8 protein-coding genes are annotated in these 13,560 nt (G+C 44.9%); all 8 read left to right on the forward strand.

The annotated features are described in order from the left end of the window. Positions 1-43: 43 nt before the first annotated feature. The 8 genes from BacF7301_RS07840 (at position 44) to BacF7301_RS07875 (ending at position 13,554) form a co-directional block, all read left to right on the forward strand. Positions 44-2,380 (forward strand): beta-galactosidase, encoded by a 2,337-nt coding sequence (locus tag BacF7301_RS07840; RefSeq protein ID WP_167961759.1) that lies wholly within the window; start codon positions 44-46, stop codon positions 2,378-2,380. A 60-nt stretch (positions 2,381-2,440) separates the two neighbouring features. Next, positions 2,441-3,412, forward strand: coding sequence for a glycoside hydrolase family 43 protein (locus BacF7301_RS07845; RefSeq protein ID WP_167961761.1), 972 nt, complete (start codon positions 2,441-2,443; stop codon positions 3,410-3,412). 192 nt (positions 3,413-3,604) lie between these two features. Then, the gene (locus BacF7301_RS07850; RefSeq protein ID WP_167961762.1) at positions 3,605-6,064 is read left to right on the forward strand and encodes an alpha-L-arabinofuranosidase family protein; all 2,460 of its coding nucleotides are present in this window, start codon (positions 3,605-3,607) and stop codon (positions 6,062-6,064) included. Positions 6,065-6,068: 4 nt separating this feature from the next. Next, positions 6,069-8,015 (forward strand): glycoside hydrolase family 97 protein, encoded by a 1,947-nt coding sequence (locus tag BacF7301_RS07855; protein ID WP_167961763.1) that lies wholly within the window; start codon positions 6,069-6,071, stop codon positions 8,013-8,015. Between the two features lie 783 nt (positions 8,016-8,798). After that, positions 8,799-10,055: a DUF2264 domain-containing protein gene (locus BacF7301_RS07860; RefSeq protein WP_167961764.1), complete on the forward strand. Its 1,257-nt coding sequence runs from the start codon at positions 8,799-8,801 to the stop codon at positions 10,053-10,055. Between the two features lie 28 nt (positions 10,056-10,083). After that, on the forward strand, positions 10,084-11,106 hold the full coding sequence (locus BacF7301_RS07865) for a glycoside hydrolase family 43 protein (RefSeq protein WP_167961765.1): 1,023 nt from the start codon (positions 10,084-10,086) through the stop codon (positions 11,104-11,106). A gap of 14 nt (positions 11,107-11,120) precedes the next feature. Then, on the forward strand, positions 11,121-12,416 hold the full coding sequence (locus BacF7301_RS07870) for an alpha-l-rhamnosidase (RefSeq protein WP_167961766.1): 1,296 nt from the start codon (positions 11,121-11,123) through the stop codon (positions 12,414-12,416). Positions 12,417-12,420: 4 nt separating this feature from the next. Beyond that, on the forward strand, positions 12,421-13,554 hold the full coding sequence (locus BacF7301_RS07875; RefSeq protein ID WP_167961767.1) for a glycoside hydrolase family 88/105 protein: 1,134 nt from the start codon (positions 12,421-12,423) through the stop codon (positions 13,552-13,554). The last annotated feature ends 6 nt before the right edge of the window (positions 13,555-13,560 follow it).

Consider the following 13,560-nt stretch of genomic DNA (forward strand, 5'->3'; position numbering starts at 1 on the left):
CTACCTTTGCCGTATACTATTAAAATTCTATTTTGAATAAACCATGAAAAACAGATTGATTGCTTTACTGGTACTTTTTACAGTCATTATCTTTAGTAGTGCACAGGCACAAACTACTGCCCGTAAATTTGAGGCTGGCAAGAATACATTCTTGCTCGACGGTAAACCATTTGTGGTGAAAGCGGCCGAACTGCATTACACCCGCATTCCACAGGCATATTGGGACCATCGCATTGAAATGTGCAAAGCGTTGGGGATGAATACGATTTGTATTTATATCTTTTGGAATATCCATGAACAGGAAGAAGGAAAGTTCGACTTCTCCGGTCAGAATGATATTGCCGCTTTCTGCCGTACCGCACAGAAACATGGCATGTATGTCATTGTCCGTCCCGGCCCGTATGTATGTGCGGAGTGGGAGATGGGTGGACTTCCCTGGTGGCTGCTGAAGAAAAAAGACGTGGCATTGCGCACGCTCGACCCTTATTATATGGAACGTGTCGGCATCTTTATGAAAGAAGTCGGCAAGCAACTGGCTCCGCTGCAAGTAAATAAAGGCGGTAATATCATCATGGTGCAGGTGGAAAACGAGTATGGTTCTTATGGGACAGACAAACCTTATGTATCTGCCGTACGTGATTTAGTCCGTGAATCGGGTTTCACCGATGTTCCTTTGTTCCAATGTGACTGGAGCAGTAACTTTACCAACAACGCGCTTGACGACCTGATTTGGACGGTAAACTTCGGAACAGGAGCCAATATCGACCAGCAATTCAAGAAACTGAAAGAGCTTCGCCCCGAAACTCCGCTGATGTGCAGTGAATTTTGGAGTGGCTGGTTCGACCATTGGGGACGCAAGCATGAGACACGCCCTGCCAAAGATATGGTGCAAGGTATCAAGGATATGCTCGACCGCAATATCTCTTTCAGTCTCTATATGACTCACGGTGGAACAACCTTCGGTCATTGGGGCGGCGCTAACAATCCGGCTTATTCTGCCATGTGCAGTTCTTATGATTATGATGCGCCAATCAGTGAACCCGGTTGGACGACAGAGAAATACTTCTTATTGCGTGATTTGTTGAAAAACTATCTCCCGGCTGGCGAGACATTGCCGGAAGCTCCCGCTGCATTGCCTGTAATAGAGATTCCCGAATTTCACTTCACTAAAATAGCTCCGCTTTTCTCTAACCTGCCGGAAGCGAAACACTCGGTGGATATTCAACCGATGGAACAGTTCAACCAGGGGTGGGGAACAATCTTGTATCGCACAACTCTGCCTGAAACTACTGCCGCAGGCACAACCTTGAAGATAACAGAAGTGCACGACTGGGCACAGATATATGCCGACGGCAAGCTCCTGGCTCGTTTAGACCGTCGCAAGGGTGAATTTACAACTACGCTTCCCGCACTGAAGAAAGGTACGCAACTGGATATTCTTGTTGAAGCGATGGGACGTGTCAACTTTGACAAATCCATCCATGACCGGAAAGGTATCACCGAAAAGGTGGAACTAATCTCCGGCAATCAGACGAAAGACCTGAAAAACTGGACAGTATATAACTTCCCGGTAGACTACTCTTTCATCAAAAACAAAAAGTATAGCGACACCAAAATCCTGCCGACCATGCCTGCCTACTACAAGAGCAGCTTTAAACTGGATAAAGTCGGAGATACCTTCCTCGACATGAGCACATGGGGCAAAGGCATGGTTTGGGTGAACGGTCATGCAATGGGACGTTTTTGGGAAATCGGTCCACAGCAAACCCTCTTCATGCCAGGCTGCTGGCTGAAAGAAGGAGAGAATGAAATCCTTGTCCTGGACTTGAAAGGTCCGGCAAAAGCCACCATCAAAGGCTTGAAGAAACCTATCCTCGATGTACTTCGTGAAAAAGCACCGGAAACACATCGCAAAGAAGGCGAAAAACTGAATTTGTCAACAGAGAAAGCCGTATATGAAGGCGCCTTTACCCCGGGCAACGGCTGGCAGGAAGTACGCTTCACCGCTCCGGTGAAAGGACGTTTCTTCTGTCTCGAAGCATTGTCTCCGCAAGCAAACGATAACATTGTCGCCATTGCAGAATTTGAAGTATTAGGTGCGGACGGCAAACCGGTATCCCGCGAACATTGGAAGATTCGTTACGCCGACAGCGAAGAAACCCGCAGCGGCAACCGTACCGCCGATAAGATATTCGACTTGCAGGAATCCACTTTCTGGATGACAGTGGATAATGTGGCTTATCCTCATCACTTGGTGATTGACTTGAGTAAAGTGGAAACGGTGACAGGCTTCCGTTATCTTCCCCGTGCCGAAAAGAATTATCCGGGCATGATTCGCGAATATCGTGTATATGTGAAACCTGCGGATTTCAAATATTAAATTATCGTATATCAATAATCATACACCAATTATCACCATACACCAAGCATTGAATGTAAAATGAATATGAAGAAATATACCACCCTCTTGGCACTCCTTTTTACAGGAGTGCTAACCGGCTATTGCCAGCAATCCGCCTACCTGTTTGTTTACTTCACCGGAAATAAGATGAGCGAAGAAGCCATTCGAATGGCTGTCAGCCTTGACGGATATAATTATAAAGCCCTGAATGACAACCAACCGATACTTGATTCCCGTGTGATAAGCTCTACGGGTGGAGTACGCGACCCCCATATCCTGCGTTGTGAGGATGGCAAAACATTCTATATGGTGGTTACCGACATGGTATCCGGGAACGGATGGGATTCCAATCGTGCCATGGTACTGTTGAAATCGAAAGACCTGGTGCACTGGACTTCCAACATAGTGAATATTCAGAAGAAATATCCCAATCAGGAAAATCTGAAACGTGTATGGGCTCCCCAAACCGTCTATGACAAGGAAGCCGGAAAATATATGGTATATTGGTCAATGAAACATGGCAATGGCGCAGATATTATTTATTATGCGTATGCCAATAAGGATTTTACCGACCTCGAAGGCGAACCGAAACCCTTGTTTCTGCCGAAGAACGGAAAATCATGTATCGACGGAGACATTATCTACAAAGACGGGCTTTATCACCTGTTCTATAAGACGGAAGGGGATGGCAATGGAATCAAAAAAGCGACTACCACCTCTCTGACTTCCGGACAATGGACGGAATCGGATGATTATAAACAACAGACGAAAGAAGCTGTGGAAGGTGCAGGCATCTTCCCGCTGATAGGCTCGGACAAATATATCTTGATGTACGACGTATATATGAAAGGCAAATACCAGTTTACGGAAAGTACCGACCTGGAAAACTTTAAAGTGATAGACCATGCCGTCAGCATGGATTTCCATCCCCGTCACGGCACCGTGATACCTATCACCGGAAAGGAACTGAACCGCCTGTACAAGGCCTATGGAAAACCGGAAGGCCTATAACAAGCCGAAGTAAATCACGGCTTTACTACTGGATAATCATACATACTACTGGAAAGGTGTACAAATTATTCTTGTTAATTTGCTGCTTGCTATGCTTTTGAATAATAATTGGTAATTTTACACTTAAAAGGTATTCGCTGTAACAGTGAAACTCTTATCTTTGCGATTGATAATCTTAATGATACTTATGCCATGAGAAAATTATTCCTGCTGTCAGTTGTCTTGTTTTTGTCGTTTCAACAGGTCACTTTAGCTGCAATCAAAGAAACGGCGAGCGTACCGGATTCTGTATCTCTTTTCTCCTACGCCACCCGCAGCGACGACGGGCGGAGCGGACTTCGTTTTGCATGGAGCATGGACGGGAAACACTGGTTCGAAGTAGGTCAGGGAACAGGCTATCTCCGTTGTGATTATAGTCGTTGGGGTTCACAGAAAAAGATGCTCGACCCATTCTTGAAACAGCTTCCCGGTGGAGAATGGCTCTGTACTTGGAAACTGAATGCCCATGACGGATACGGACAGGCAAAATCAAAAGACTTGGTTTATTGGGAAAGCCAGAGGTATCCCCGGACAACTTCTGATTTTGAAGGCACAAGAACTAAGGCAATTATTGCCGGACAAGAACAGACAGGAAATATCAACCGTGTGTCTTGGGCAATAGTGGACGAACTGACGAAGAATTATGAAAGGAACCAATATCGAAATGCTTTGCATGCGGAACGTCCCGTACAGGACAAAGAACGTTTCGCCGGACTGAAACCTGTAAAGGCTACCATCACGGCGCAACCGGAAGAAACAAAGGAAATCAGTGATTTACTGTTGGGTATCTTCTTTGAGGATATTAACTACTCTGCCGATGGTGGCTTATACGCAGAATTGGTTCAAAACAGGGATTTCGAATATGACCCGTCCGACCGTGAGGGGGATAAGAATTGGAATAGTACCCATTCCTGGAATTTGAAAGGGGAGAATGCGGCATTTACAATAAACACAACGAACCCTATCCATCCGAACAACCCTCATTATGCTGTATTGGATATAAAGCAGCCGGGAGCTGTGTTGATAAATACAGGTTTTGACGGTATAGCTCTTAAAGCTGCCGAAAAGTATAATATCTCTTTGTTTGGCCGTATCCCGGCAGGGTATAAGTCCAATAAACTACTCATACGTCTGGTAGATGCCAATGGCACAGTACAGGGAGAAACCTCAATTACAGTTTCTTCCCGTTCATGGAAGAAATATAAAGCGGTATTGACCGCAAAAGCATCTGCAGATACACATTTGGAACTCCAACCGCAATCAATAGGTGAAGTCGAACTGGATATGATTTCTTTATTCCCGCAGAATACATTCAAAGGCAGAAAGAACGGACTGCGTGCCGATTTGGCTCAGACGCTTGCTGATATGCATCCCCGCTTTGTCCGTTTCCCCGGTGGCTGTGTGGCTCATGGCGATGGTCTGAAGAATATCTATCAATGGAAAAATACGATTGGCTCGCTGGAAGCCCGTAAACCCGCCCGCAATCTCTGGGGATATCATCAGAGCATGGGACTGGGGTATTATGAATATTTCCAGTTCTGTGAAGACATAGGTGCCGAACCGCTGCCGGTACTTGCTGCCGGTGTCCCTTGTCAGAATTCCGCTTGTCACGGTGATTTGAGAGGCGGACAGCAAGGCGGGATTCCGATGAGTGAAATGCCGGCTTATATTCAGGACATTCTGGATTTGATAGAATGGGCGAACGGTGACGCGAAAAAGACAAAATGGGGAAAGGTGCGTGCCGAAGCCGGGCATCCGAAACCTTTCAATCTGAAATATATCGGTATTGGTAACGAAGACCTTATCACTGATATCTTTGAAGAACGTTTCACTATGATTTTCAATGCGATAAAAGAGAAATATCCCGAAATAACCGTTGTAGGTACTGTCGGTCCTTTCAATGAGGGCACGGATTACGTCGAAGGTTGGAAACTGGCGGATAAACTGGGTATTCCTATGGTAGACGAACATTATTATCAGTCTCCGGGCTGGTTCCTGCATAACCAGGATTTCTACGATAAATACGACCGCAGTAAAAAAACAAAAGTTTATCTGGGTGAATATGCCACCCATATCCCCGGACGAAAGGCCAATATGGAAACTGCATTGACCGAAGCCCTTTACCTCACAGCTTTGGAACGCAATGGTGATGTTGTAAGTATGACTTCTTATGCTCCTTTGCTGGCGAAAGAAAAGCATACCCAATGGAGCCCGGATTTGATTTACTTCAATAACCGTGAAGTGAAACCGACCACCGGATATTATGTCCAGAAGCTATATGGACAGAATGCAGGGGACCACTATATCCCTTCACAGATAAGCCTGGATAATCAAGACAACCGTGTGAAACTTCGTGTAGGTTCTTCCATTGTCCGTGACAGCAAGACCGGAGATGTAATTGTGAAGTTGGTGAACTTATTGCCAGTCAGTGTGGAAACAGAAGTGCAATTACCGGGAATTGACGGTATTCAGTCTTCTGCTACAAGAACGGTATTGGCAGGTGCCCCGGAATCAACTCCGCTTCCTATAACCGATACAATCGAAATAGGAACAAACTTCAAGCAACAATTACCTGCTTATTCATTTACAGTGATTCGTCTAAAAACAAAGTAATATTATGAAGAAATTGCTATGTATCTTAATAACGTTTCTAGGTCTGAACACTCTTGCTGCACAAGATGTAGTGGTAAAGGGACCGGATGAGAAACTGCAATTAGTAGTATTTGTACAGAATGAAGAAAAGCCCTGTTATTCTGTTACCTATAACGGAAAAACAATGCTGGAGAAATCCCCTTTAGGTATCAATACCAATATAGGAGATTTTACAAAAGGCTTGAAACTGACCGGACATGCTGTTGAAGTGATAGATACGGTATATCAACAGACGTGCATTAAAACGTCCCAAATACATTATCGCGCCAATGAACTGACTTGTAATCTCGAGAATGCACAAGGTCAAAAGATAGGCATTGTTTTTCGTGTGAGTGATAATGATATTGCTTTCCGCTATACTTTGCCGAGACAAGACGGGAAAGGGAGTGTTACCGTCAATAATGAACAGACCGGCTTCCGTTTCCCGCAACAGACTACTACTTTCCTGTGTCCGCAAAGCGACGCCATGATTGGCTGGAAACGCACGAAGCCGAGCTATGAAGAAGAATATAAAGCGGATGCGCCGATGAGCGAACGCTCGCAGTACGGACATGGATATACCTTCCCTTGTTTGTTCCGTATAGGTGATGACGGCTGGGTATTGGTTAGTGAGACAGGCGTGGACAGCCGCTATTGCGGTTCCCGTTTGAGCGATGTCAGTGAAGGCAATCTATATACTGTCTCGTTCCCGATGGCGGAAGAAAACAATGGGAACGGAACAGTTTCCCCGGCATTCGCACTTCCCGGCGCTACTCCCTGGCGTACTATTACCGTTGGCGAGAACCTGAAACCGATAGTCGAGACTACGGTTGCCTGGGATGTGGTAACTCCCCTCTACGAAACGAAACATGATTATCGTTTCGGACGCGGCACATGGAGCTGGATTCTTTGGCAGGATGACAGCATCAATTATGACGACCAGATTCGCTATATAGATTTTGCCGCCGCTATGGGGTATGAATATGCACTAATTGATAACTGGTGGGATACACGCATCGGACGCGACCGGATGAAATCTTTGATGGAATATGCCCGCAACAAAGGTGTGGAACTGTTTTTATGGTATAGTTCTTCCGGCTATTGGAATGATATAGAACAAGGACCTGTCAACCATATGGATAATGCCATCATCCGCAAGCGTGAAATGAAATGGCTGCAAAGTCTGGGTGTGAAAGGAATCAAAGTCGATTTCTTTGGTGGCGACAAACAGGAGACAATGCGTCTGTATGAAGACATCCTCAGTGATGCCGACGACCACGGGCTGATGGTCATCTTCCACGGCTGTACCATCCCTCGCGGTTGGGAGCGTATGTATCCGAACTACGTAGGTAGCGAAGCCGTACTGGCATCCGAAAATATGGTGTTTAACCAGCACTTCTGCGATGAAGAAGCATTCAATACTTGCCTGCATCCGTTTATCCGCAATACGGTAGGCAGTATGGAATTTGGCGGCTGCTTCCTGAACAAACGTCTGAACCGTAACAATGACGGCGGTACGACTCGTCGCACTACTGATATATTCCAATTGGCTACCACCGTATTGTTCCAGAACCCTGTTCAGAACTTTGCCCTTGCCCCGAATAATCTGAATGATGTTTCTCCGGTTTGCATGGACTTTATGAAAGCAGTTCCCACCACTTGGGATGAAACACGTTTCATTGACGGGTATCCCGGGCAATACGTAGTTTTGGCACGCCGACACGGTGACACTTGGTATGTTGCTGCCGTGAATGCCGGAAAAGAACCGTTGAAACTGAAACTGGATTTGGAAATGTTTGTTGGAAAAACGATTTCTCTTTATAAGGATGATAAAAAAGGAGAACCGCAACTTGTGCCGTTAAAGGTGAAGGAGAATGGTAAAGTACAATTGGACGTTTATTCTCAAGGGGGTGCTGTGTTGATGAACGACTGAAACACAAAAAGTTTACCCGATAAAATGTTCCATTTTTAAGAATTAACATTGAATACGGTTGGAGAAATTCGACCAATTAGAAATGATAGTGCATAAAATAATGCATAAATATGGTATATTACTCTACCTTTTTGAAGAAAAGATGCATGGATATGCGTAGTAATGAAGCTTTCTAAGGTTTGTTCCTCACCGAGAAACGATGTGTTCCTCGGTGAGGAACGGAACGACGCTCACCGGGGAACACATCGTTTCATATAAAGCAAGGGAGTAACCAGCCTTTTAGACGGCTATTTTGCTCTAGTTATCACTGAAATTGTGAAACTTGAAATATGTCAATCTGAGAATAAAATGAGTACATGTTCTTTATATTTCATCTCATACTAGTGTCTTTTGTACTCGTTTTGATAGAAAATGATGCTTATTGGAAAATTGGAGAATCTGTTTAAATCAAAATTCTTCTCTTTTTTAGCATAGGGCTTAAAGCCCCCGCATATTTCTAATTACAAATTGATAAAATATTCATTTTTTCATATTCTGTCCTTTGGGTTGATTTTTCATTGTTGTAATCAGTGGTTAAGCCTTAATTTTTGAAGAACCCGTTATCCACCCATTCTGCTTACAAATTATAGAAGTGGGTTGATAGGTGGAAACCTTACTGATTTCGTATGTAATAAGTGCATATGTATGAAAAATGGTCTCTTTGTATCCCTTTTTTGACACAAATTTAGACGTTATTATTATGAGTATGAACTATCTTTGTAAACGAAAAACCTAAATAATATCATGAACTTGAATAGACATTGCGTATTACTATTGCTTATGGCAATCTTGATGATTCCGTCACAAGACCTGTCGGCAAAAAAGAAGAAACAAGTGAAAGAACCGACTGACCGTGAGTTATGGGCGGGAGTGATGTATCGTATGGCTGCACCGGTGCTTAGTAATATGAGTGAAGGCAAGCTACAGGAAAATATGTTGGTAGAGTTAAGCCCGACATGGGACGGAAGAAATAAAAAGGTTACTTATATGGAATGTTTCGGACGTTTGATGGCAGGACTGGCTCCCTGGATTTCATTGCCGGATGATGACACGGTTGAAGGTGGTCAACGCAAACAACTGCGTGAATGGGCGCTCAAGAGTTATGCGCAGGCTGTCGCCCCGGAAAGTCCCGATTATTTGTTGTGGAGAAAGGAAGGTCAAACCCTGGTGGATGCCGCTTATATCGCGGAAAGTTTCATAAGAGGATATGATGTTTTATGGGTTCCGTTGGACAGCGTGACGAAACAACGTTATATTACCGAGTTTACACAGCTTCACCGGGTAGACCCGCCTTATACGAATTGGTTATTGTTCTCTGCTACCGTAGAAGCCTTTCTACGGAAAGCGGGTGCGCCAAGTGATACTTACCGCATAGCTTCGGCGCTGCGCAAAGTGGAAGAATGGTACGTCGGTGACGGCTGGTATTCGGATGGAAAGGATTTTGCTTTCGACTATTACAATAGTTTTGTATTGCATCCCATGTATATAGAACCGCTGGAAATAATGACCAACGGCGGAAAGAATAAAGTCTGGAATATGCCGGACTGTGATTACAACCGTGCGGTAAAACGGATGCAACGTTTCGGAATGATTTTGGAACGGTTCATCTCTCCCGAAGGGACGCTCCCTGTTTTCGGTCGTTCTATTACCTATCGTACAGGAACTTTGCAGCCTTTAGCATTGCTGGCATGGAGAGAATGGTTACCCAAGGAATTGCCGAACGGACAAGTGCGTGCAGCCATGACGGCTGTTATTAAGCGAATGTTTGGCGATGACCGTAATTTCAATGAAAAAGGATTCCTGACGTTGGGATTCAATGGCAAGCAACCGGATATATCCGACTGGTACACAAATAATGGTAGCTTATATATGGCATCACTTGCTTTCCTGCCGCTCGGACTTCCGGCTGACCATCCCTTCTGGACATCTCCTGCTGAAGACTGGACAAGTAAAAAAGCCTGGGAAGGGAATGACTTCCCGAAAGACCATGCTTTTCATTAATAATGAATTAACCAACAAATATTGATATATGACTAGACTATTATTACTGTTTGTGGCTTGCGTAGGCTTGCTTCCAATATCCGTACAGGCTCAGAAGAATACGAACTTTATTCCCGGAGAAGTGTGGAAAGATACCGATGGAAATCCGATTAACGCTCATGGCGGCGGACTTCTTTATCACGATGGCACATATTATTGGTATGGTGAGTACAAAAAAGGAAAAACCATTTTGCCCGAATGGGCTACCTGGGAATGTTACCGTACGGATGTGACCGGAGTAGGTTGCTACTCTTCCAAAGACTTGCTGAACTGGAAATTTGAAGGCATTGTGCTTCCGGCCGTAAAAGATGACCCGAATCACGACTTGCATCCGTCCAAAGTCTTGGAACGTCCGAAAGTGGTTTATAATAAGAAAACGGGCAAGTTCGTAATGTGGGCGCATGTGGAAAGTGCCGATTACAGTAAGGCTTGTGCCGGAGTTGCCGTTGCCGATTCTCCCGTTGGGCCGTTCATTTATCAGGGAAGTTTCCGCCCTAACAATGCAATGAGTCGTGACCAGACCGTTTTTGTGGACGATGACGGTCGTGCCTATCAATTCTATTCTTCCGAGAACAATGAAACCATGTATATCAGCCTGCTGACTGACGACTATCTGAAGCCGAGCGGACGCTTTACACGTAATTTCGTGAAAGAATCCCGTGAAGCTCCGGCTGTATTCAAATATAAGGGTAAGTATTATATGCTCAGTTCCGGTTGTACGGGCTGGGACCCGAATGTGGCTGAGATGGCAGTGGCTGATTCTATTATGGGTACATGGAAAACTATCGGAGACCCATGTACCGGGCCGGATGCGGATAAGACATTTTATGCACAGAGTACTTATGTGCAACCTGTCGTAGGAAAGAAGGATGCATATATCGCCCTTTTCGACCGTTGGAAAAAGAAAGATTTGGAAGACTCCCGCTATGTATGGTTGCCTGTATTGATAAAAGACGGAAAAATTACTATCCCCTGGCAGGCGAAATGGAATCTTTCCTTCTTTGATAAATAAAAAAGAAAACAAGCATGAAACGGATATTGCTACTGCTTTGCGGAATTATGCTGGTTCCTGTGTTATGTTACTCCCAACATTTGGTGGAAGTGGGGAAGGGGTATAGCTGTACTTCAGTCAACACTGCGGTGTTCCGTAATAATTCTCTGGTTACTCATGGAGATGAGCAGTACATCAGCTATTATGATGCTGACGGTTATCTGACACTGGGAAAACGCAGACTGAACTCCAGACAATGGACGCTGCATCGTACCCAATATCAGGGAAATGTGAAGGACGCCCATAATATCATCAGTATGATGGTGGACGGAGAGGGGTATGTGCACGTATCTTTTGACCATCATGGTCATAAATTGAATTACTGCCGGAGCATTGCTCCCGGTTCTTTGGAGTTGGGAGATAAAATGCCAATGACCGGAGTAGATGAAGGTAATGTTACTTATCCCGAATTTTATCCTTTATCGGGCGGAGATTTATTGTTTGCCTACCGTTCCGGTTCTTCCGGGCGTGGTAATCTGGTGATGAACCGTTACTCATTGAAAGAACGCAAGTGGACTCGTGTGCAGGATGTATTGATTGACGGCGAGAATCAACGAAACGCCTATTGGCAGTTATACGTTGATGAACAGGGAACTATCCATCTTTCATGGGTGTGGCGTGAAACCTGGCATGTAGAGACAAACCACGATATTTGTTATGCCCGTTCGTTTGATAATGGTGTAACCTGGTATAAATCGAATGGCGAGCAATATAAACTTCCGATTAAATTATCGAACGCGGAATATGCTTGTCGCCTGCCTCAAAACTGTGAATTGATAAACCAGACAAGCATGAGTGCCGATGCAGACGGAAATCCCTATATAGCTACTTACTGGAGAGAACCCGACAGTGACGTACCGCAATATCGCATAGTGTGGAATGACGGGAAAGTATGGCATCACCGGCAGGTGACAGAACGTAAAATGCCTTTTACCCTGAAAGGCGGTGGCACGAAGATGATTCCTATCGCTCGTCCGCGTATTGTCGTAGAGGATGGAGAAGTATTTTATATCTTCCGCGACGAAGAACGGGGAAGCTGTGTTTCTATAGCTCATGCTGCCGATGCCGGTACCAGCAAATGGACGATAACGGATTTAACCGACTTTCCGGTAGATGCCTGGGAACCGTCACACGACACGGAACTTTGGAAGCAACAACGGAAATTGCATCTCTTTGTACAACATACCCGCCAGGGAGACGGTGAACGTACCGCAGAGATTGAACCTCAGATGGTATATGTGTTGGAAATGAACATGAATACAAATAAATAAAGATATGAAGAATTTATACGTAACTCTTTTCTCCGCTTTCTTTTTAGGAAGCATGGTCTGTGCTGGTTGTACGGATAAGAAAACCGATTCTTCGGAAGAGGTGATAGAGATTATCCATAAGGTGAATGGGTATTGGCAGGCGAACCACCCGGAACATGGCCGTTCCTTTTGGGATAACGCAGCTTATCATACCGGAAATATGGAAGCCTATTTCCTGACAAAGAAGCCGGAATATTTAGAGTTTTCGAAAGGTTGGGCTGAACATAACGAATGGAAAGGTGCTAAATCGGATGATAAAACTTGTTGGAAGTATAGTTATGGAGAAAGTGACGACTATGTACTTTTCGGGGATTATCAGATTTGTTTCCAGACCTATGCTGATTTATACAATCTGGAACCGGATACACAGAAGATAGCCCGTGCCCGCGAAGTGATGGAATATCAGATGAGTACTTCTAACCATGATTATTGGTGGTGGGCGGATGGTCTGTATATGGTAATGCCTGTTATGACAAAGATGTACAACATCACGAAGAATCCGCTTTACCTGGAGAAACTGCACGAATATCTTGCTTATGCCGACAGTATCATGTATGATGAAGAAGCCGGACTTTACTATCGGGACGGTAAATACGTATACCCCAAGCATAAAAGTATGAACGGTAAAAAAGATTTTTGGGCACGTGGAGACGGCTGGGTATTGGCAGGACTGGCAAAAGTACTGAAAGACTTGCCCGAAACAGATAAATACCGTCAGGAATATATAGACCGTTTCCGTACACTTGCCAAATCTATTGCTGCCTGCCAGCAACCGGAAGGTTATTGGACACGCAGCATGCTTGACCCTGAACATGCGCCGGGACCGGAAACCAGCGGAACAGCTTTCTTTACTTATGGTTTGCAGTGGGGGATAAACAATGGCTTCCTTAATTCCGATGAATATCAGCCGGTAGTTGAAAAAGCATGGAAATACCTGTCAACAGTTGCTTTGCAACCCGATGGAAAGATTGGCTATGTGCAGCCGATTGGTGAGAAAGCGATACCGGGTCAGGTAGTGGATGCAAACTCTACTTCAAACTTTGGAGTCGGGGCTTTCTTGTTGGCAGCTTGTGAGCGGGTACGTTATCTGGATAAATAGTCCGTA

Origin of the sequence: Bacteroides faecium (assembly GCF_012113595.1) — a bacterium.
In the GTDB taxonomy this organism is placed as follows: domain Bacteria; phylum Bacteroidota; class Bacteroidia; order Bacteroidales; family Bacteroidaceae; genus Bacteroides; species Bacteroides faecium.